Annotated in this window: 19 protein-coding genes; 9 read left to right on the top strand and 10 right to left on the bottom strand. The window is 56.2% G+C overall.

Features of this window, described 5'->3' with window-relative positions; all coding sequences use genetic code 11:
• Positions 1–4 precede the first annotated feature (4 nt).
• Genes EYY67_RS22275 through EYY67_RS22260 form a run of 4 tightly spaced genes read left to right on the top strand, consistent with a single transcriptional unit; the run spans position 5 to position 4897 of the window.
• Entirely contained in the window at positions 5–547 is a 543-nt protein-coding gene (locus EYY67_RS22275; RefSeq protein ID WP_131694410.1) for a Csu type fimbrial protein, read from the top strand.
• Between the two features lie 19 nt (positions 548–566).
• Positions 567–1379: a fimbrial biogenesis chaperone gene (locus tag EYY67_RS22270; RefSeq protein ID WP_095924726.1), complete on the top strand. Its 813-nt coding sequence runs from the start codon at positions 567–569 to the stop codon at positions 1377–1379.
• An 18-nt stretch (positions 1380–1397) separates the two neighbouring features.
• A complete protein-coding gene (locus EYY67_RS22265; protein WP_131694409.1) occupies positions 1398–3932 on the top strand; it encodes a fimbria/pilus outer membrane usher protein in 2535 nt (844 codons plus the stop codon).
• Positions 3929–4897 (top strand): Csu type fimbrial protein, encoded by a 969-nt coding sequence (locus tag EYY67_RS22260; protein WP_095924724.1) that lies wholly within the window; start codon positions 3929–3931, stop codon positions 4895–4897. The genes EYY67_RS22265 and EYY67_RS22260 overlap by 4 nt, the downstream gene beginning before the upstream one ends.
• 55 nt (positions 4898–4952) lie before the next feature.
• Here EYY67_RS22260 and EYY67_RS22255 read toward each other — a convergent pair whose 3' ends face one another.
• Both EYY67_RS22255 and alkB read right to left on the bottom strand, forming a co-directional pair.
• Positions 4953–5432 carry a cold shock domain-containing protein gene (locus tag EYY67_RS22255; RefSeq protein WP_095924723.1) on the bottom strand — a complete coding sequence of 160 codons (480 nt, stop codon included), beginning with the start codon at positions 5430–5432 and terminating at the stop codon, positions 4953–4955.
• A 108-nt stretch (positions 5433–5540) separates the two neighbouring features.
• On the bottom strand, positions 5541–6194 hold the full coding sequence (gene alkB / locus EYY67_RS22250; protein WP_095924722.1) for a DNA oxidative demethylase AlkB: 654 nt from the start codon (positions 6192–6194) through the stop codon (positions 5541–5543).
• 123 nt (positions 6195–6317) lie between these two features.
• On the opposite strand from alkB, the gene EYY67_RS22245 reads away from it, so the two are divergent.
• A complete protein-coding gene (locus EYY67_RS22245) occupies positions 6318–7136 on the top strand; it encodes a shikimate 5-dehydrogenase (RefSeq protein WP_119827028.1) in 819 nt (272 codons plus the stop codon).
• A gap of 69 nt (positions 7137–7205) precedes the next feature.
• Here the strand turns inward: EYY67_RS22245 and gudD are convergent, their stop codons facing one another.
• From gudD to dgt, 6 genes are all read right to left on the bottom strand, one after another.
• Positions 7206–8543 (bottom strand): glucarate dehydratase, encoded by a 1338-nt coding sequence (gene gudD, locus EYY67_RS22240; protein ID WP_131694408.1) that lies wholly within the window; start codon positions 8541–8543, stop codon positions 7206–7208.
• A 28-nt stretch (positions 8544–8571) separates the two neighbouring features.
• On the bottom strand, positions 8572–9912 hold the full coding sequence (locus EYY67_RS22235; protein WP_119827030.1) for an enolase C-terminal domain-like protein: 1341 nt from the start codon (positions 9910–9912) through the stop codon (positions 8572–8574).
• Entirely contained in the window at positions 9912–11285 is a 1374-nt protein-coding gene (locus EYY67_RS22230) for an MFS transporter (RefSeq protein ID WP_095924718.1), read from the bottom strand. Before EYY67_RS22230 ends, EYY67_RS22235 begins: the two co-directional genes overlap by 1 nt.
• A 226-nt stretch (positions 11286–11511) precedes the next feature.
• Complete coding sequence (locus tag EYY67_RS22225) at positions 11512–12672, bottom strand: CdaR family transcriptional regulator (protein WP_095924717.1); 1161 nt, start codon at positions 12670–12672, stop codon at positions 11512–11514.
• 239 nt (positions 12673–12911) lie between these two features.
• Entirely contained in the window at positions 12912–14357 is a 1446-nt protein-coding gene (gene degP, locus EYY67_RS22220; protein ID WP_119827034.1) for a serine endoprotease DegP, read from the bottom strand.
• Positions 14358–14563: 206 nt separating this feature from the next.
• The gene (gene dgt, locus EYY67_RS22215) at positions 14564–16078 is read right to left on the bottom strand and encodes a dGTPase (protein ID WP_131694407.1); all 1515 of its coding nucleotides are present in this window, start codon (positions 16076–16078) and stop codon (positions 14564–14566) included.
• 182 nt (positions 16079–16260) lie between these two features.
• On the opposite strand from dgt, the gene mtnN reads away from it, so the two are divergent.
• From mtnN to EYY67_RS22200, 3 genes are all read left to right on the top strand, one after another.
• Positions 16261–16965, top strand: a complete 705-nt coding sequence (mtnN, locus tag EYY67_RS22210; protein ID WP_131694406.1) for a 5'-methylthioadenosine/S-adenosylhomocysteine nucleosidase — start codon at positions 16261–16263, stop codon at positions 16963–16965.
• Between the two features lie 31 nt (positions 16966–16996).
• Positions 16997–17788 carry a vitamin B12 ABC transporter substrate-binding protein BtuF gene (btuF, locus tag EYY67_RS22205; RefSeq protein WP_165497995.1) on the top strand — a complete coding sequence of 264 codons (792 nt, stop codon included), beginning with the start codon at positions 16997–16999 and terminating at the stop codon, positions 17786–17788.
• Between the two features lie 325 nt (positions 17789–18113).
• Positions 18114–18359, top strand: coding sequence for a hypothetical protein (locus EYY67_RS22200; RefSeq protein WP_095924713.1), 246 nt, complete (start codon positions 18114–18116; stop codon positions 18357–18359).
• Between the two features lie 138 nt (positions 18360–18497).
• Here the strand turns inward: EYY67_RS22200 and erpA are convergent, their stop codons facing one another.
• Complete coding sequence (gene erpA, locus EYY67_RS22195; protein ID WP_013576932.1) at positions 18498–18857, bottom strand: iron-sulfur cluster insertion protein ErpA; 360 nt, start codon at positions 18855–18857, stop codon at positions 18498–18500.
• Between the two features lie 88 nt (positions 18858–18945).
• Complete coding sequence (clcA, locus tag EYY67_RS22190) at positions 18946–20409, bottom strand: H(+)/Cl(-) exchange transporter ClcA (protein WP_131694423.1); 1464 nt, start codon at positions 20407–20409, stop codon at positions 18946–18948.
• Positions 20410–20595: 186 nt separating this feature from the next.
• Here clcA and hemL point away from each other — a divergent pair, with 186 nt between their 5' ends.
• On the top strand, positions 20596–21876 hold the full coding sequence (gene hemL / locus EYY67_RS22185) for a glutamate-1-semialdehyde 2,1-aminomutase (RefSeq protein ID WP_131694405.1): 1281 nt from the start codon (positions 20596–20598) through the stop codon (positions 21874–21876).
• Positions 21877–22073: the final 197 nt, after the last annotated feature.

The following is a 22073-nucleotide window of genomic DNA, read 5'->3' as shown; positions in this document are numbered from 1 at the left end:
GGCTATGTCCGGGCGTCTGCGCGTTTCGCCGCTATGGCTGATGCTGCTTGTGCCGCTGATACCGTGCAGCACGGCGAATGCCGACACGGCGGTCGCCGCCTTTACCGTTTCGGCCTCCCTCACCAACGGCTGTGCCTTCGGCAGCTCGCTGTCCAGCCCGACCTCCAACCTCGGCACCCTCAATTTCGGCTCCATGTCGTCCATCACCAGCAACGTCGATACCGTCAGCAGCACCGGCGCAGGCTCGGTGGTGGTGACCTGTACGCCGGGCACCTCCGTCAGTATTGCCATGGATTACGGCACCCACGGCGGCACCGCCACGCGCCGCTTTATGCAAAACACCACCAATACCGATCAGCTGGGCTACCAGCTTTTCCGCGATGCCGCCCGCAGCCTGGTCTGGGGCAACGGCACGCTGGTGATGTCCATCCCCAGTTTTCCGGGTACCACGCAAACCTATCCGGTTTATGCCCGTTTATACGCTGTGACCACCCTGCCTTCCGCCGGGACTTATACCGATACCGTCACCGTAACGTTAACGTATTGAATCATCAGGATATGAAACCATGAAGAGACTGTTTTTACGCCCGACCCTTTCCCGCCTTTTCGCTGCCGCCGCACTGGGTTGCGCACTGCTTTCCTCCGTGACCGCGCAGGCCGCCAGTTCGGTGCTGGTCTGGCCGGTGTACCAGATTATTGAATCCGATCAGAACGGATCCGCCCTGTGGCTGGAAAACCGGGGCGCGGAGCCGGTCTCCTTGCAGGTGCGGGTGCTGGCCTGGAAGCAGGAAAATTACAATGAAAAGTATGCCGATCAGACCAATGTGGTCGCCAGCCCGCCTTTCGCGACCGTACCGCCGGGGCAACGCCAGCTGATCAGGCTTATCCGCAACACGCCGGTGCCGGCCAATACCGAGCAGGCGTACCGCATTATCATTGATGAAATCCCGTCGCCGCTGAACAGCGCCGGTGAGGGCAAAGACAAAGCCGTGGTCGGGCTGCAATTGCAGATGCGTTATCTGCTGCCGTTGTTTATGGATGGCGGCAGTTTGTGGACCAATGATCGCGCGGATATGAAACGCGATCCTGACACCGCAACGCGCCCGATCCTGACGTGGCAGACGGTGTCCGACGGCGGTAAAACCTATTTGCAGGTGCGCAATACCGGCATCGTGCATGCGCGGCTGAGCAACGTGTTCTGGTCAGCTAACGGCAATCAGAAACAGGGTGTGAAAACCATGGTCGGCGGCTTTATGGGGTATGTGCTGCCGGGGCAAAAAATGCGCTGGGCGGTGCCTGCCGGGGTGACGCCGGGCGCGCAGCTGAATGCGCAGATTGCCGATAACACGACACCGATTGTCATCCCGCGCGGCCAGTAACAGCAGGAGCCGCAACGGATGCCCATCAGACGCCTTCCCCGTGCAGGTCATCAGCGACCGCTGTTGTTCCGGGGAAGCCTGTGCCTGTTATGCCTGAGTACGTTCAGCGCGCAGGCACAGGAATATTCCTCGCTGCCCGATGCCCCGCGTGCGGCACCGGTGGTCACGGACGCCATGTTTTATCTGTCGATTGTGGTCAACGGCCAGACGGATAATCAGGTGGTGCCGGTGACGTACCGCAATAACGCCTACTTTGTTGAAGCGGGTGTGCTGGCAAAAAACCATATCCACATTAACGGCCAGCAGGGGCTGATCAACGTCGGCGAACTGCCGGACGTCAAAGCGAAATACGATTCGGCCAGCCAGCAACTGGTGTTAAACGTGCCGGATGCCTGGCTGCCGAACCAGAATGTCAGCGGCGACCCGCTGATGAACTACACGCCGTCGAAAAGCAGCACCGGACTGTTGTTTAACTACGATGCCTATTACACCGATCCGCCGGGCGGCGCGAAATCCATCGCCACCTGGATGGAGCAGCGTTTATTCAGCAATCTCGGGCTGATCACCAATACCGGCACATACCGCTACAACATCGATAACGTCCCCAACAGCAACGGCGACCAGACGACGCAGGACGGCTATCTGCGCTACGACACGTTCTGGCGGTTCACCGACGAGAAAAACCTGATCAGCTATCAGGTCGGGGATTTCGTCAGCGATTCCCTGACGTGGAGTAACTCGGCGCGCATGGGCGGTGTGCGTATCAGCCGTAACTTCGGTGTGCGCCCGGACCTGGTGACGTATCCGGTGCTGCAATACAGCGGCACGGCGGCGGTGCCGACCACTGTCGATTTGTTCCTCAACGGCTATAAGGCCAGCAGCAATAATCTGAATTCCGGGCCGTTCACCCTGACCAACGTGCCTTATATCAACGGAGCCGGTGAGGCGACGATTGTCACCACCGATGCGGTCGGGCGGCAGGTCTCCACCAGCGTTCCCTTTTATGTTTCCAACACCCTGCTGCGTAAAAATCTCAGTGATTTCGATTTTTCACTCGGTGCGGTGCGCAACAATTATGGCGTGACCAACGGGGATTATTCCGACGGCGCGTTCAGTGGCATTTACCGTTACGGGCTGAGCAATTATCTGACGCTGTCCGGCCATACCGAACTGACGCAAGGTCTGGCGCTGGGCGGTCTGGGGGCAGATGTCGCGGTGGGTACCTGGGGGACGCTGAGCATTTCCGGCAGCCAGAGTAAGGCGAACCATCCGCCGGTGGACAGCAATAATCAGCTGAACAATCCGAACGGTTATCCCAACGGTCAGACGCCGGGCATTCCGGACTCCAGCGGACAGATCGACAATCCGCTGGGCGAAAATGTCACCGATAAAAAAGACGGCAGCCAGTACACGCTGGGTTATTCCTACTATTCGACGGTGTTCAGCCTCTCGGCGCTGCGTTCAAAACGCACGGTGGGTTATCAGGATCTGACGTCTTACACCAGCGACACGCGGTTAAGCCGTCAGGCCGATCAGATCACCTTCAGCACATCGCCCTTCGGATCCGCCAACGGCACCATGGGTATCGGCTATTACGACGTCGAAGCCTATGACAATTCGCATACCCGGCTGGTGAATTTCTCCTACAGCCGCTCGCTGTGGGGGCAAAGCAGTATGTTTTTATCGCTCAATAAAACGCTGGGCGATACCGGCTACAGCGCGCAGTTGCAGTTCATCATTCCGATTGGCACCAACATCAATATGAATGCCGGTGTACAACGTGACAGTTCGGGCAATTATCAGGAACAAATTGGCGCCAGCAAGGCGACGCCCACCGACGGCGGTCTGGGCTGGAATCTGGCTTACAGCGGCGGCAACAATCCGTATCAGCAGGCCGATGCGACCTGGAAATCCCATTACGCCACGATCCAGGGCGGCTTCTACGGTAATCAGGGCGATTACACCAACTGGGCCGATCTGAGCGGATCCGTGGTGTTTATGGCGAACGACTGGTTCCTGTCAGACAAGATCAATGATGCCTTTATCGTGGTGGATACCGACCATTACGCCGAGGTTCCGGTGCTGTTCGAGAATCAGAAAATGGGCAAAACCGATAAAAACGGCCACCTGCTGATCCCAACCGTCAGTTCGTATTATCCGGCCAAAGTGGAAATCGACACCCTGCCGCTGCCTGCCGACGTGGTCGCCAATAACGTCAATGACCGCATCGCCGTGAAGCAAGGCAGCGGCGTGGTGGTGAAATTCAATGTCGAGAAAGTGCTGTCCGCCAATATCACCCTGCATGACGCCGCCGGACAACCGCTGAAGCTGGGGACGCTGGTGACAGAGCAAAATACGCAGCAGACCACCGTCACCGGGTACGACGGGCTGGTGTATTTCTCTCACTTACAGGAAAACAACGTGCTGAACATTCAGCAGGAAGATCATTCGGTATGCCGGGTCAGTTTCACCCTGGATCCCCATCATCACAGCATTGAGCAGGTTGGCCCGCTGGCATGTCAGGGTGGCGCAACGGCAGGAGATAAATCATGAGAATTTTCAGGCGGTGGATAACGCAGGGATTACTGCTGATGCTGTTGCTGGGTGCGACATCGCTGGCGCGGGCGGGATGCACCACGGCGGCCACCACCATCACGCTGGGCACTCAAAATTCCTTTGCCGTCAGCTCTTCGCCGCTGGTGACCGCAGGCGGCAGCGGCTTAAGTTGCACCGGCCCGTTGCTGAGTATCGGCGGCACCAACACCATCACCGCCACCATTGGCGCCACACTGCATCCGAGCGGCTCGCAGCCGCGCCTGTACAGCGCAGCGACCAACCAGTATCTGCCTTACAGCCTGTGTAAAGACGGCAGTTGCGGCACGGTGTATAACCAGGGCGATGTGATTAGCTGGAGCAGCACCACCGCCCTGGGATTACTGGGTTTGTTCTCCGGGCCGAACGGTACGTTACCCCTGTATGTCATGCCCCAAACGCTGTCCAATCTGGCGGCGGGCACCTATACCGATACCGTCCCTATCGCCTGGAGATGGAACATCTGCTCGGTGGCCGTCGGCACGTTGCTGTGTATCGCCGATACCGGCAATGTCAGTGGCAACGTCAACCTGACGCTCAACGTCACTAATTTTTGCTATATCGACAGTGCGCCGAACGTTGGTTTTGGCAGCGCGGCCCTGCCTTCCGGTCTGACGACTGTGGTGGCGAATACCATCAGCGTGCGCTGTACGCTGAACGCCAGTTATTCCGTTAACCTGACCAGCAGCGTGCCGGGTTCAGGCCAGTACCGGCAGATGGCGTCCACCGTCGGCAGCACCACCAGTTATCTGCAATATCAGATCTTTAAGGGCGACAGCACGGTCTGGACGGCCGCCACCAACAGCAGCGCGACCGGCACCGGCACATCACAATCGTTCCCGTACACCGCGTCGGTGAATCTGGCGCAAAGCAATCAGCCCGCCGGGAACTACAGCGACACGGTCACGGTCACGGTGACGTATTAACGAAGGGAGAAACAGACCCGGTGCGGCAGAAGCGCACCGGTTTTAAGGCAGGAAATTACAGGGCTTTCAGCGTTTTGACCGTCGCATCCACGTCGATTTCGTCTTCAGTGAAAACATAAGTGCTGTTCTGGAAAGTGGTGATCAGCAGCTTTTTCATGGTGCGGGTTTCGGCTTTTTTCTCTTCTTCCTGCGGGCGGATACGGTTCATCAGCAGCCCGACGGAAAGTACCGCGTTTTCTTTGTCGATCTTGGTTTCCGCAGGCACTTCTTCATTGAAGGCCAGGAAGGATTTGATGCTGGTGATTTTGATGCGCTCACCGGCAATAAAGATGTATTTGCTTTCCGGCTCGACCTTCACCGCAAAGGCGGAAAGCCCTTTGTTGTTGGTGGTCGGCTCAAAGGTCACTGTCGCATCTTTCTTAATCAGCTCAGGGTTTGCAACTTTAATCACGTGGAAATAACGGTTATCGCCGTTTTCATCTTTGATAAAACCGAAACCTTTATCTTCAAACCAGGTTGTGATTACGCCGTTCATCGCTTACCGCCTAAGTAATTATTTATTCAACATGTCAGTTTTTGCAGGGCGGCAGTGTAAAGCAGAATGAGGACAAAGTCCTGTGCTTTACGGCCTGATCACCCCGTTTTACGTTGCTTTTCTGAAAGTCAGGTTAAACCGGTACTGACCGGTCAGCGGATGCTCGCCCGCTTTCAGCGGCAATACGCCGTGATAACGCAGCCGCGACGGGCCGCCCCACACCACAATATCGCCGTGCATCAGCGGCACACGCTGCGTTTTGTCGCTGCGTTCCATACCGCCGAACTGAAATACCGCCGGTAAGCCCAGCGAGACCGAGACAATCGGCTGGCCGAAATCGTGCTCGTCTTTATCCTGATGCAGGCTCATTTTTGCGCCCGGCTGATAGCGGTTGATCAGGCACGCATCGGGCGCGAAACCGGGAAATCCCGCCTGCTCTGCGGCGTTTACCGCAAGCTGGCGAAACAGGTCCGGCATCGGCGGCCATTGCTGATGGCTTTCCGGCGAGACGGCCTGATAGCGATACCCCGCCCGGTCCGTCACCCAGCCGACATCGCCGCAATTGGTCATCGCCACCGACATCGCGTAACCGCCCGGCGTGGCGCGATACTGAAAAGGCACCAGACCGGCGATACGGTCGATCTCCGCCAGTAACGCCACATCTTCTGCCAGCGCCGCACCGCGTAACACCACCGCGCCGGGGCACAGATCTTCCCGCCAGTTCGGGTGAAAATCAGGGTGATCAAAAAGATCCAAATTCATGTCAGCCTCCGCGTTCATGCCTGTGTTAAGTATAACAGCCGATTTGAGACAGACTCAGATTGTCGGGGCGGATCGTTTCAGCTAAGGTTCAGTAAGATCAATAAGCCCTTTCAGGAGAGCATCATGAGTCGGGAAATTAATAAAGATACACAGCTGTGTATGTCCCTTTCCGGTCGTCCGGGAAATTTCGGCACCCGTTTTCATAACAGCCTTTATCAGGCGTTAGACCTGAACTTCGTCTACAAAGCCTTTTCCACCAAAGACATCGAAGCCGCCGTGAAAGGCGTGCGCGCGCTGGGTATTCGCGGCTGCGCAGTCTCGATGCCGTTCAAGGAAGTCTGCATTCCGTTCCTTGATGAGTTGGATCCTTCCGCCACCGCCATTCAGTCCGTGAATACCATCGTCAATGACGACGGTTTCCTGCGCGCTTACAATACCGATTACATTGCCGTCGCCCGTCTGCTCGACAGCCATCAGGTGCCGCGTGACGCCGTTTTCGCCCTGCGCGGCAGCGGCGGCATGGGTAAAGCGGTGGTCGCGGCCATCCGTGATGCCGGTTTCAAAAAGGGCTATATCATTGCCCGTAACGAAGCCAATGGTCGCGCACTGGCGGAAGAATACGGTTACGAATGGAAAGCCGACATCGGTGATCTGGCCGTCGATATGGTGGTGAACGTCACGCCCATCGGCATGGCCGGTGGCCCGGAAGCCGATTCGCTGGCCTTTGAACCGGCGGTGATTGACCGCGCCAGCATCGTCTTTGACGTCGTCGCGCTGCCGGCAGAAACCCCGCTGATCCGCTATGGCCGTGAACACGGCAAAAAAGTGATCACCGGTGCGGAAGTCGCCACCTTGCAGGCCGTCGAGCAGTTCGTGCTGTATACCGGCGTACGCCCGTCTGATGAGCAAATTGAAAAGGCGGCGGCACACGCCCGCAGCTGATCTGGCCTTCTGAACGTAAAAAGCCTCTCATGCGAGAGGCTTTTTTAAGGGTGCGGATCCCGCCGATGATCAGCGCACCAGACACGGCCTTTTCGGATCAAACGTCCAGTCCGGCACCAGGAACTGCATGCCCTGCGCATCGTTACGCGCGCCCAGCCCCATGCCTTTGTACAGCTCGTGCGCCTTCATTACCTGATCCATATCCAGCTCTACGCCCAGACCCGGCTGTTCCGGCACACGCACCTTACCGCCTTTGATCTGCAACGGTTCTCTGGTCAGGCGCTGATTGCCTTCCTGCCAGATCCAGTGGGTGTCGATGGCGGTGATTTTGCCCGGTGCCGCCGCCGCCACCTGCGTGAACATCGCCAGCGAAATATCAAAGTGATTGTTGGAGTGCGAGCCCCAGGTCAGCCCCCATTCGTGACACATTTGCGCCACGCGCACCGACCCCTGCATGGTCCAGAAATGCGGATCCGCCAGCGGAATATCCACGGATTTAAGCTGGATGGTATGCCCCATCTGACGCCAGTCGGTGGCGATCATATTGGTGGCGGTCGGCAGGCCGGTTGCCTGACGGAATTCCGCCATCACTTCACGCCCGGAGAAGCCCTGCTCTGCGCCGCACGGATCTTCGGCGTAAGCCAGCACGCCGAGCAGTTGTTTACCCAGTGCGATCGCTTCATTCAGCGACCAGGCCCCGTTGGGATCAAGGGTAATGCGCGCCTGCGGGAACCGCTGCGCCAGCGCCGTCACGGCTTCGGCCTCTTCACTGCCTGCCAGAACGCCGCCTTTCAGTTTGAAATCGTTAAAGCCGTATTTGTCATACGCCGCTTCCGCCAGACGCACCACTGCCGCCGGTGTCAGCGCTTCTTCATGGCGCAGACGATACCAGTCACAGCGGTCATCCGGCTGGCTCTGATAGCCCAGCGAGGTTTTGTTGCGGTCGCCGACGTAGAACAGATAGCCAAGCATTTCGACTTCATCGCGCTGCTGTCCGTCGCCCAGCAATGACGCCACGGTGACGCCCAGATGCTTACCGAGCAAGTCCAGCATCGCGGCTTCAATCGCCGTCACGACATGAATGGTGGTGCGTAAATCGAAGGTCTGTAAACCCCGGCCGGAGGCATCGCGGTCAGCGAATTTTTCGCGCACCGCCGTCATCACATTCTTGTATTCACCCAGCGTTTTGCCGGTCACCAGCAACGCGGCATCATCCAGCGTCTGACGGATTTTCTCACCGCCCGGTACTTCACCGACGCCGGTGTTACCACTGCTGTCTTTGAGGATCAGGATGTTACGGGTGAAAAACGGCGCATGCGCACCGCTGAGATTCAGCAACATGCTGTCGTGTCCGGCAACCGGGATCACCTGCATGGAGACAATTTTAGGTGTAGATGAAGAGGTCATGCTTACTCCTTAGTAACGTCAGATTCCGTTAACCGCGCCCCATGGCCGGGCGCTTGCGATCGAATGTCCAGCCGGGGATCAGATACTGCATCGCGGCGGCATCGTTACGCGCGCCGGTCGGCAATTTCCGGTGTAACTCGTGGGCGCGATGGATTTGATCCATGTCGATCTCCACGCCCAGCCCCGGTTTTTCTGGCACTTTGATTTTCCCGTTCACAATTTGCAGCGGCTCTTTGGTCAGGCGCTGGTTGCCTTCCTGCCAGATCCAGTGCGTGTCTATCGCAGTCGGTTTACCCGGTACGGCCGCGCCAACATGGGTAAACATCGCCAGCGAAATATCAAAATGGTTATTCGAATGGCAGCCCCAGGTCAGGCCCCATTCGTCGCAAAGTTGCGCGACGCGCACCGCACCGTGCAGCGTCCAGAAATGCGGATCCGCCAGCGGGATATCCACCGACTGCAACATCACCGCGTGCTGCATCTCACGCCAGTTGGTGGCGATCATGTTGGTCGCCACCGGTAAGCCTGTCGCACGGCGGAATTCGGCCATCACCTCGCGGCCGGAAAAGCCCTGCTCCGCGCCGCACGGATCTTCGGCGTAACTGAGGATCCCATGCAGGTCTTTGCACAGGTCGATGGCTTCATCCAGCAGCCACGCGCCGTTCGGATCGACAGTAATTCGCGCATCAGGAAAACGTTTTGCCAGCGCCTTGATCGCATCGATCTCCTGCTCGCCCGGCAGCACGCCGCCTTTGAGTTTGAAATCTTTGAAGCCATAACGATCCTGCGCCGCTTCCGCCAGCCGCACCACCGCCTCACTGTTCATCGCTTCCTGATGACGCAGGTGATACCAGTCGTGCGTGCCGCGCTCGCCTTCCTGATACGGCAAATCGGTTTTCTGCCGGTCGCCGATATAAAAGAGATAACCGAGCACCGTCACTTCATCACGCTGTTTGCCCGGCCCGAGCAACTCGCACACCGGCACGCCGAGGAATTTGCCCATCAGATCCAGCAGCGCGGCTTCCAGTGCGGCGACGGCGTTCACCCGCAGTTCAAACGTCCACGCGCCTTTGCCGAAAGAATCAAAATCCGACGACTGATTACCGGCGTGGATCTGATGCACCAGCCGGTTCATGCGCGCCACTTCCTGACCCTTCACCTGCGCAATGGCTTCCACCAGCGTGTTGTAGATCACCTCTCCGCCCGGCGCTTCGCCGACGCCGGTATTTCCGGCGCTGTCTTTGAGGATCACGATATTGCGGGTGAAGTAAGCGCCGTGTGCGCCCCCGATATTCATCAGCATGCTGTCATGCCCTGCCACCGGAATAACCTGCATATCCGTGATGACCGGTGAGGATGGCGTACTCATTATCTTTCTCCTTTTACTGTGCCGGTAACGGCATACGGGCGAAGCTGGATGCGTTCGATTTTTCCGACAATAAACAGGTAGCTGACCACGGCGAGCAGCGCGTGGATGCCGACATAAATCAGCGCGCCGTTGAAGGAACCTGTGGTGCCGATAATGTAGCCGATGGCGATGGGGGTGATGATGCCGGAGACGTTACCGAACATGTTGAACAGCCCGCCGCTCAGCCCGCTGATTTCTTTCGGTGCGGTGTCGGCCATCACTGCCCAGCCCAATGCGCCCAGCCCTTTGCCGAAGAAGGCGAAGGCCATAATGCCGACCACCATCCATTCGGTGCTGACGTAGTTGCAGAAGATCATCGACATCGACAACAGCATGCCGATCACAATCGGTGCCTTGCGCGACAGCGTCAGGTTGTTGGTTCTGCGCATCAGCCAGTCGGAAATAACCCCGCCCAGTACGCCGCCGAGGAAGCCGCAAATTGCCGGCACCGAGGCCACCATGCCCGCTTTGAGGATCGACATGCCGCGCGCCTGCACCAGATACACCGGGAACCAGGTGATGAAGAAGTAGGTCAGCGCATTGATGCAGTACTGGCCGATGTAGATGCCAATCATCATGCGTGATTTCAGTAATTGCTTAAGCTGGAAGGCTTTTTCGCCTTTGACGACGGCTTTTTTGGTGGTCTTCTGATCCATGTTGATCAGTGCGCCACCGGCTTCCATGTAATCGAGTTCCGCCTGATTCACGCCCGGATGATCTTTCGGATCGTGGATCACTTTCAGCCAGATGAAACTCAGTACAATCCCCAGACCGCCCATAAAGAAGAAGACGTGTGACCAGCCCACTTCATGCGTCAGCCAGCCCATGATCGGGGCGAAAATTACCGTGGCGAAGTACTGCGCGGAGTTAAAGATTGAAACAGCGGTGCCACGTTCCTGCGCCGGGAACCAGGCCGCGACGATACGGCTGTTGCCGGGGAAGGAAGGCGCTTCGGCCAGACCGACAAGAAAACGTAAGGCAAACAGCGAAACGACAATGCCGAAGCCGCTGAAGACATCGACGAAGCCCTGCAACAGGGTGAACAACGACCAGATGAAAATGCTGTAGAAATACACTTTTTTCGAGCCGAATTTATCCAGCAGCCAGCCACCGGGTATTTGCCCGATCACATACGCCCAGGAAAATGCCGAGAAGATATAGCCCATCCCGACGGAATCCAGTCCGATATCTTTGGCCATCGCCGAACCGGCAATGGATAACGTGGCACGATCGCCGTAATTAAATGAGGTGACAATAAATAACATCACCACTATCCAGTAGCGCGCGTTAGTTCTTTTTTTGACGGCACTGGCTGCTGAAACGGTAGTTTCCATGGTGTTCTCCGGAATTAATGACAACGCCTCTACACAGAGATAAAAGTCATTCCATTCACAGAACTGTAGGGTTCAGAGAGGAAGGAACGCAGCCAGTATATGAACAACATTCCTTTTACTCATTGGGCAATACAACAGGCTTGAACCGTCCTTTGCATTTATCCTGAGGCAAATGCCCAGCGCCGTGCGAGTTGTTTCACAAAAAATGAAACAGCTGTGATGGCTGTCACAACTGGTCGTTATCTAATTGCAGCGCGACATACAGCAATAAACGATCGTCGAAATTCCCCAGATCCAGGCCGGTTAATTCAGAGATGCGGTTGAGGCGATATTCCAGCGTATTACGGTGAATATAGAGGGCTTTCGAGGTGGCGGTCGGCTGCACATTATTGTGGAACCACGAGGTCAGCGTGCGGCGCAATAATCCGTTGCCGTCAGTGGCTTTCAGACGGGCCAGCGGACGCACCAGTTCGTCGGCCTGCCAGCCGCCGCGCAGGCTGTCGAGCAGCACCGGCAGGATCAGATCCTGATAGAAATAGCAGCGTTGTTCCGGCATCCGCTGTTTACCGACGGTCATGGTGGTGCGCGCTGTGCGGTACGAACGGGCGATGCTGCCGGGGCCGGTAAAGAAGTTACCGAGGGAAATGCGCACGCGCAGACGACCGGTTTCGGTCATACGGGAAAGCAGATGATCGATGCGCTGGCGGTGGCCGTCCGGATCCCAGCGATCGTAGCTGTTCAGCGCCGGTTTCAGCACCACCATTTCGGTGAGGGAGACAATGGCGATCAGGTTGTCGCGCTCCGGCGTGGTCAGCAGGGTTTGCAGCTGTTGCAGCTCGGCCATCGCGGAATCGACACCCAACTGGCCGCTGTCGACCTCCACCACCGCAGCGACGCGCGGCCGGTTCAGGTCGATGCCCAGACGCTGCGCCCATTCCATCAGCGCCGGAGAAAGCTCGTCCACGCGGATCAAATTCAGCACCAGTTCTTCACGCAGACGACTGTCCTGCGCCAGCATATGCAGCAAACGCGCTTGTTCGAGCATCATTTCGGCGGTCATACACACCAGTTCGCCGTACTGGCGCAACTGAGACGGATTGCCCGTCAGACCAATGACGCCCACGATCTGGCCATCAATACGCAGCGGCAGGTTGATGCCCGGACGCACACCGTGCAAATGCCTTGCCACGCCTTCGTCGATATCGACAATACGTTCCTGCGAAATAGACAGTAAAGCCCCTTCGTGCAATTCACCAAGGCGCTGGTCGTCGCCACTGCCGATAATCCTTCCGCGGCCATCCATGACATTCACATTACTATCAATAATTTGCATTGTGCGGGCAACAATTTGTTGCGCCAGCTTTGCATCGAGATGATACGCCGACATGGAGCCCCTGCCTTGCCTGTTTTATCGTTGTAAAAACAGCATACTCAGGCCGGGACGGCCATACATTATGCAAATGCCCAAAGAGCGAAAGCGCCTGTTGAAGTTGCGGGGAAAGTCACATTTTTAAGCAAATGCCCAGACTTGCCTGCAAAAAACCGGTCATGGGTGGGAAACGCTGAACAGCAGACAAAAAAAAGCACGCCGAAGCGTGCTTCTTGTCGGGACACTGCGGGCAGAAATTACTGCGCCAGCAGATAAATCGAGGTGTCGCCACGCTGAATATCCAGCGCCAGAACGTTTGGCTTGGTGTCGAGAATTTTACGCAGTTCGCCCAGATTGGCGACTTTCTGCTGATTCACGCCCAGGATCACGTCGCCTTTTTTCAGGCCGATGCGCGCGGCGGTAGAACCGGCTTTCACGTCATCCACTTTCACGCCTTTCTGGTCGCCCGCTGCGCCGTTGCTCAGTTCCGCCCCTTCGATACCGGTGTAAATGTTGCCGGATTCGACTTTAGGTGTCTGAGTACTTTGCTCAATGGTCACGTCCACGTTCATCGGTTTGCCTTCACGCAGCAGGCCGAGGGTGACTTTGGTGCCGATTGGCATGGTGCCGATATCCGCACGGAACGAAGCGAAGCTGCTGATCGGTTTACCGTTCATGCTCAGGATCACGTCACCGGCTTTGATGCCCGCTTTTTCAGCCGCAGATTTCGGCATCACCTGGCTGATAAATGCGCCACGTTGGGCGTCCACTTTCATGGCTTTCGCCAGTTCAGAGTTCAGCTCGGTGCCCATGATGCCCAGTTCGCCACGTTTCACCTGACCGAATTCGATCATCTGTTTGGACAGGTTTTTCACCATGTTACTTGGGATCGCAAAACCGATACCGATGTTGCCGCCATCCGGTGCCAGGATCGCAGTGTTCAGGCCGATCAGTTCACCGTTGAGGTTCACCAGCGCACCGCCGGAGTTACCGCGGTTGATCGCCGCATCCGTCTGGATGAAGTTCTCGTAGTTTTCGATGTTCAGGCCGGAACGTCCCAGCGCAGAAACGATACCGGAGGTCACGGTTTCACCCAGACCGTACGGGTTACCGATCGCCACGGTGTAATCGCCGACGCGCAGCTGCTCGGAATCCGCCATTTTAATGGCCGTCAGGTTTTTCGCATTTTGTAACTGGATCACTGCAATGTCAGAACGCGGATCTTTGCCGATCACTTTCGCGTCGAACTTACGGCCATCGTTAAGCTGTACGCTGATTTTGGTGGCGTTATCCACCACGTGGTTGTTGGTGACCACATAACCTTTATCGGCATCAATGATCACGCCGGAACCCAGCGCACGGAAATCTTCTTTCTGCTCAGGTGCGGGCTGACCATCTGGACCCTGACCGCCGCCCTGACAAACCGGCGAGCCCTGGAACGGCGAACCGTCCTGACACAGCGGTGAATTCTGACCAAAGAACTGCTGGAACTGCTGGCCCATACGCGGTGTTTTCACCGGTGCGCTGCCTTCGACGTTAACGCTCACCACGGACGGCATCACTTTCTCAAGCATCGGTGCCAGACTTGGCAGCTGCGTCGTGCTGGAAGACGCCGTTTCGGCCGCCAGCGCAGAAGAAACCGGGGCCATTGCCATACTGATACTTAACGCTAATGCGCTGAGGAATAAACTCGATTTTTTCATTTTTCAGGATCTCTTAAAATTATTGTGGCAACCAAAATAGTCGCATTGCTTGGTAGTCGTGATACTGAGATGGTATTAATAGCGTGAAGTTCATCAGGGTCGATCTGACAATGGTAAAAAAGTATTGTCAGCATTTACAAATGGCGTTTTTTCAGACAGTTCCGTAAAGAAAATTAAAGACATTTAAACTTTCCTTTTAATGAGAACTATTCCGCAGCCATGAGTCTTCTGTATTCATCATACGCATAAAGGTCGGTCATTCCGCTGATATAATCCTGAATCATTCGCGCCCGGTAATAAAATTCCTGCGCGGCATGTTCCGCCACCGGTAATCCTTCCAGCGCCGCCACCGCATTGTTGTAGGCCAGACGGTGTTTGGCAGAAATCTTATGCAACAGACGGGTTTCTATCGGATATTTCCGGTGCGTATCTTCCTGAACCAGCTGAGTAAAATCGGTCAGCGGCATATCCAGCAGCGGGCTGTAAATATCCAGCAATCCGCTGATCACCCGGTAGCCTTGTAATTCCAGCTCTTCCACTTCGGGATGGTTGAATACCTGTTTGAAGGCCACGCTTTTATAAATTTCTAACAACCGGTTGGCCTGACTGTCATCTTCAAGTAACGCGTGATTAAAGGTGCCCTGATAAATATCTTCTATATTATCAATGAACCGGCGGGCCGCATGCGGCACCAGTTGCTTGACGGTCTGCACGCGCAGTTCCATAAAGAAGTAATCCACCGGATTACGGAACGTTTTGGCGTTATCCATTTTTTCGTAAGCGGTACGTACCACTTTATCGAAGAAGTCGTTTTTGCCGATCTCGCCCCATTCGCGGCACAGATACTTATATAGCTGATCCACGCTGAAAATACTTTTCTCCACCGCATCTTCCAGATCCGCAATACAGTAAGAAATGTCATCGGCCGCTTCCATAATGTAAGTCAGTGGAAAACGGTTAAATTCCCCCAGATCCAGCTCGCTGCGCAGTTTTTTGATGAAAGGTTCTTCCGCCAGATAAAACCCTGGCTTTTTCATCAGATAATCATGCGACGGCAGTTTGCTCAGCGAATACGCCGGGCGGGTGTATTTCAGGATGCAGGCGGTCTGGCTGTAGGTCAGATTGAGTTTCAGCAGCGTAAACACCAGCCGGATAGCCTGCGCGTTGCCTTCAAAATTGCACAGGTCATAGCGGATTTTGCTGCGCAGGCGGTTGAGTTCAACGTCGCCGGACGTCAGGCGCAGACAGGCGACCAGACAGGCATCGGTTTCCGGCGGCGTTTCGCCACATCCGGCGGTATCCATGCGTCTGGCAAACCAGTTGTTAATGGCAGATTCACCGAAATGGCCGAACGGCGGGTTGCCGATGTCATGCATCAGGCACGCCATTTCCACCACGCTTTCAAAGGGATCGGTCACGTCGTCCAGCCCGTAAGCCTCAAGCTTTCCCTGACGGCGCAGACGGTGCAAAATTTCTTTGGCGATGTGACGCCCCACCTGCTGAACTTCCAGGGAATGGGTCAGGCGGCTGCGGACGGCGGCGTTTTTCTCCAGCGGGAACACCTGCGTCTTTTGTTGCAGGCGGCGGATGGCGGCGGAGTTAATAATCCGTCCGCGATCGCTTTCAAACTGACGGACGACGTCATAGGCATCGCGCGCCTCGATCGTGGCACTGAAAGGGCGTTGAAAATTGAATTTCGCTTTAAAATCGATCCCGGACATGATTTCCCACCTTTTCAGCCACTCACGCGTCTAAGTGACACGCGGTTGCGTTACAAACCCGCATCCCAAACGCATTATCTCTTGTCACTAGCCATGATAGACTATCGCGCATTGTTTTCGTGATTAAACCTTCAATTCCGCACCCGCTGCGGCTCATTCCACCCACATCTGCGAGTATTTATATGAAAGTAGGCATCATCGGCGCAATGGAGCAGGAAGTGACCCTGCTGCGCGACAAAATCATTAACCGTCAGACCATCGAACGTGCAGGCTGCGAAATCTACACCGGCCAGTTAAACGGCGTGGACGTGGCGCTGCTGAAATCCGGCATCGGTAAAGTGTCTGCCGCCATGGGCACCACGCTGTTACTGGAACATTGCCGCCCTGACGTGGTGATCAATACCGGTTCCGCAGGCGGTCTGGCGAAAACGCTGAAAGTGGGCGATATCGTGGTATCGGACGAAGTGCGTTATCACGATGCCGACGTCACCGCATTTGGTTATGAGCCGGGTCAGATGGCCGGTTGCCCGCCCGCCTTCACCGCCGATCCTGAACTGATTACGCTGGCTGAAAACTGCATCCGTGAACTGAACCTGAACGCCGTACGCGGTCTGGTGTGCAGCGGCGATGCTTTCATCAACGGCGCTGCGCCGCTGGCACGCATCCGCGCCACCTTCCCGCAGGTGGCTGCTGTCGAAATGGAAGCGGCGGCCATCGGCCACGTCTGCCATCTGTTTGGCACACCTTTCGTGGTGGTTCGCGCGATTTCTGACGTGGCGGACGGTGAATCTCACCTGAGCTTCGAAGAGTTTCTGGTGGTGGCTGCACAACAATCTACCCTGATGGTTGATGCAATGCTGACTGCGCTGGCCGCGTCAGAAGAGTAACCGTCACGTGATACTGCGCCGGTTCTGTCTCATGTTGCTTTGCCTGCTGATGCCTGCTGCGGTTATCGCGGCACCGGCGCAACGGGTGATCAGTCTGGCACCTAATCTGACCGAACTGGCGTACGCTGCCGGTCTGGGCGACCGGTTAGTCGGAGTTAGTGCTTACTCCGATTATCCGCCCCAGGCCAGCAAGCTGGAACAGGTGGCGAACTGGCAGGGGATCAATGTCGAACGCATCGTGACATTGAAACCGGATCTGGTGCTCGCCTGGCGGGGCGGCAATCCGCAGCGTCCGCTTGATCAGCTCACTTCGCTGGGCATCCGCGTGGTTTATCTTGATCCGCAAAATGCCGGGCAGGTGGCGCAGGCGCTGGAACAACTGGCGATTTACAGCCCTTCACCGGAAATGGCAAAACACGCCGCCGCCGATTTCCGCCAGCAATGGCAGGCTCTTAAGCTGAAATATCACCGTGAAAAGCCGGTTCCGGCCTTTATTCAGTTCGGCACCCAGCCGTTGTTTACCGCCTCGTCGGCCACGATGCAAAGCGAAGTGCTGGACGTCTGTGGTGCAAAAAACATTTTCGCCGACAGCCGTGTGCCGTGGCCTCAGGTCAGCCGGGAACAGGTTTTAAGCCGTCATCCGCAGGTGATTGTTATATCGGGCGGAAAATCACAAAAACAGGTGATTGAGGATTACTGGCGTTCGTTGTTCAGCGTGCCGGTGATTGCGCTGGATGCCGACTGGTTCAGCCGTGCGGGGCCGCGGATCCTTCTGGCCGCCCGTCAGCTTTGCCCTCAGCTGGCAGCCTTGCCTCAGGGGTGAATGCTTACTAACTATTTAGCCCTGCCCCCGCAAATAACCGGCATGGCATTTTTCCGAATTGTTGCTTTATTAACCGAAATCAATAATTCTGCCCTGTCATCTGGTAGCATATCCGGCGTAAAATCCTACGTACGTTGCCAGCCCTCGCTTTAAAATTATCTCTTTGTATTACAAACGAAATAATAAGAATAACGGCGCGATACACGATAAAAACGTGACTTATTTCCCGATCATAAGAAATCCGGATTAAAGGCCGTAAAATTTAGACCGATAACCTTTTCAGCCAGGCTGATTTTATCGTTCTACACCAGCAGGAATAACAATAATGAAAGCTCTTTTACTCAGCGCGCTGCTCGCCCTGAGCCCGTTGTTTGCGGTCGCGGGCATGGTGGGCGGCCAGATTGGTGTCAGTCTGACGATCCTGCCCAGTTGCAAGATTGATGCGGCACACAGCGGCACGTCCGTCACCTGCGCCAGCCGGACGATGATGCAGCCCCACATCAGCGAAATGATGCTCACCGCCGTTCCCGGCATCAGCATGGATTCGAAGCTGGTGACCGTCGAATGGTAACCCCCTTGTGAATGCTCACTTACCTGAGCGCCCTTCCCTCACAAAGTTTGACCATAAAAAAAGCCCGTCTGCTATCAGCAAACGGGCTTTTAATTTCTACAAAATCTTTACCCTAAATCATTCGGGCTTGAAGGGTAATCAGATGCTGAAGGAAGAGCCGCACCCACAGGTGGTTTTTGCATTCGGGTTAGTCACCACGAAACGTGAACCTTCCAGCCCTTCGGTGTAATCCACCGAACCGCCGACCAGATATTGCAGGCTCATCGGGTCAACCACCAGCGCCACACCGGCTTTTTCGATGGTCATGTCGCCGTCATTAATTTTGTCGTCAAAGGTGAAACCGTACTGGAATCCGCTGCAACCGCCGCCGGTGATGTACACGCGCAGTTTCAGGTTCGGGTTTTCTTCGTCGGAAATCAGGTTTTTCACTTTACGCGCAGCGGCCTCAGTAAACTGTAACGGCAACGCGGTTGTTTCATTCAACAATGCTTCACTCATAATTTCTCACTCCCAATCCGCATTTGTTCAGGCCGCCGGATTGACTGTCTGAATAATATACTCATTATCTTATACCTGAGTTAATGCTTCAAGTATGGGCATTTTTGGCTGCGCTGTCCTGCTTATTGATGCCTTCGGCGACGACATCTGCCTGCGCTTTTTCAGCATTCTCGCGTTCCTGCTTCTGTAAGGTGCGGGTCAATATGGCGGAATACAAGGGCTTACCGCCCAAAAACTGCGCCAGCAAGGTCGCGCCGAGACAGGTAATGATCATCGGTAAAATCAGCTGATAATTATCGGTCATCTCCAGCACCAGCACGATCCCGGTCAGCGGTGCGCGCACACTGGCGGCAAATAACGCGCCCATCCCGGCGATGGCAAAGGTGGCGGGCTGAATACCGTATTGCGGGAACCACGCCAGTGCCGCCGTGCCGAAAGCCGTACCGAGTAATGTTCCGAGCGCCAGCATCGGGGCAAAAATCCCGCCCGGCGCGCCGGAAGCAAAGCACAGCAGCGTGGTCACCACGCGGACAACAAAAATCACCAGCAGCATCATCAGGCTGTATTTTCCTGCGGCCGCCAGCGGGATCAGCGCGAAACCGCCGCCGGTCACTTCCTGATGTACCAGCCCGAGCAGGCCGCAGAAGCCGCCCAGCATGCCGCCGATAATCAGGATCTTGCGCAGATTTCCGCCATGTACGCGGGCAAACATGTCCTGCGTGCGGAAAATCAGGGCGTTAAAACAGACGCCGACCACACCAAACACCATGCCCAACACCAGATACAACCACAGCGTATTGAGCGGCGCATTCGCCAGCCTGCCGACTTCAATCACTGCGCCGTCGCCGTTAAAAATACGGAAAACGATGCTCGACATGATCACCCCGATAAACACCGCTTTTATCGAGATCAGGCTGTAACGGAACTGCAAACGCATCTCTTCGAGGATAAACAAGATCCCGGCCAGCGGCGCATTGAAGGCCGCAGAAAGCCCCGCTGCTGCGCCCGTCGCCAACAGAGAGTGCCGCGCTTCCGCGCTGCGCAGCCGGAAAATATCCACCATCATTTTCCCGACGTTTGCGCCCATCTGTACGGTCGGCCCTTCCCTGCCCAGCACCATACCCGCGCCGAGCGTGCCCATGCCGCCAAAGAATTTCACCGGGATCACCCGCCACCAGCGCACCGGCCGCAACTCCTCCAGCGCACCTTCAATTTCGGGAATGCCCGAGCCACCCGCTTCAGGGGCATAACGCCGCACCAGATAGTAGCCGACCATCGCCAGCGCGGCGGAGAACACAAACGTCAGCGGCCACAGCAGGATCCAGTAATTGCTGAGGACGCCCAGCCCGGAAAGCCGGATCGCCATCACCCAGTTCACCGCCTTCTCGAACGCCACGCCGAGTAAACCGGCGACCGTACCGACCACGGCAGCGACAAGCAAAATGGTGACCGGCGTTTTATCACGGCGCAGTACAAGACGCAGGATTTCGCTGCGTTTGCGGGGGCCACGCACCGGTGCATCCGCTAAAATTTCAGTGTCTGATTCATTCATCACGGAAAGGGATATACAGAAAAGGTTATGGAAGATGAATGAATTTAATCATACAAATTGCCGTCCTGACAGGATCTGCAACAAAATGCCGTACGGTTTACGGTTTGATAACGCCGCTCAGTTCACTAGAATGGGCGCATAAATTTTTCCGAGACATATTGAACCCAGCAATTCAGGAGCCGAATAATGAGTAAGTCAGAAAGTCTGTTCACGCAGGCGCAAGCGCTAATCCCGGGCGGTGTTAACTCGCCGGTACGTGCCTTCTCCGGCGTCGGCGGCGTCCCCTTATTCATCGCGCGCGCTGACGGCGCTTTCCTGTTTGATGCCGATGGCAAAGCCTATATCGATTATGTCGGTTCATGGGGGCCGATGGTGCTTGGTCATAACAATGCCGACATCCGCAATGCGGTGATTGAAGCGGCTGAACGCGGCCTGAGCTTTGGCGCGCCGACCGAGATGGAAGTGAAAATGGCCGAACTGGTGACCGGTCTGGTACCCAGCATGGACATGGTGCGCATGGTGAACTCCGGCACCGAAGCGACGATGAGTGCCATCCGTCTGGCGCGCGGCTTCACGCATCGCGATAAAATCGTCAAATTCGAAGGCTGCTATCACGGCCACGCTGACTGCCTGCTGGTGAAAGCCGGTTCCGGCGCGCTGACCCTCGGCCAGCCGAACTCCCCGGGCGTTCCGGCAGATTTCGCCAAACACACGCTGACCTGTACGTATAACGATCTGGATTCCGTCCGCGCTGCGTTCGAACAATTCCCTGACGACATCGCCTGTATCATCGTTGAGCCGGTCGCGGGCAACATGAACTGCGTGCCGCCACTGCCGGAATTCCTGCCGGGTCTGCGCAAGATTTGTGATGAATTCGGCGCGCTGCTGATCATCGACGAAGTGATGACCGGTTTCCGTGTGGCGCTGGGCGGTGCTCAGGAGTACTACGACGTTACGCCGGATCTGACCTGTCTGGGCAAAATCATCGGCGGCGGGATGCCGGTGGGCGCCTTTGGCGGCCGTCGCGACGTGATGGACGCGCTGGCACCGACCGGTCCGGTCTATCAGGCGGGTACGCTTTCCGGTAACCCGATTGCGATGGCGGCGGGTATCGCCTGCCTGACGCAGGTCGCGCAGCCGGGCGTTCATCAGACCCTGACGGAGCGCACCACCCAACTGGCAGAAGGCTTGCTGGAGGCGGCGCAGGAAGAAAACATTCCGTTCGTGGTGAACCACGTCGGCGGCATGTTCGGCCTGTTCTTCACCGACGCAGAAACCGTGACCTGCTATCAGGATGTGATGAAATGCGACGTTGAGCGTTTCAAAAAGTTCTTCCATCTGATGCTGGAAGAAGGCGTGTATCTGGCCCCTTCCGCGTTTGAGGCAGGCTTTATGTCTCTCGCTCATACTCAGGAAGACATCCAGCGCACCATCGACGCCGCACGTCGCTGTTTCGCTAAGCTTTAAGATCTGGTCAAGTCGGCTCCTCCCCTTCGCAGGGGGAGGAGCATGACGAAAATCAGTTCAGGTTTTATTGCAGCTGAGTGCGGAACACGATTAACTCCCTCCCCTGCGAAGGGGAGGGCTGGGGTGGGGTATTAAGGTCAAAAACCAAATTCAAAGTGTGCTTTAACTCATTGCTTTGTATTTAAAACCCCCTCCCA

Origin of the sequence: Rahnella victoriana, assembly GCF_004330295.1 — a bacterium.
In the GTDB taxonomy this organism is placed as follows: Bacteria; Pseudomonadota; Gammaproteobacteria; order Enterobacterales; family Enterobacteriaceae; genus Rahnella; species Rahnella victoriana.
Note: the sequence above shows the minus strand (reverse complement) of the source record. Positions and strands in the feature narration are given on the sequence as shown.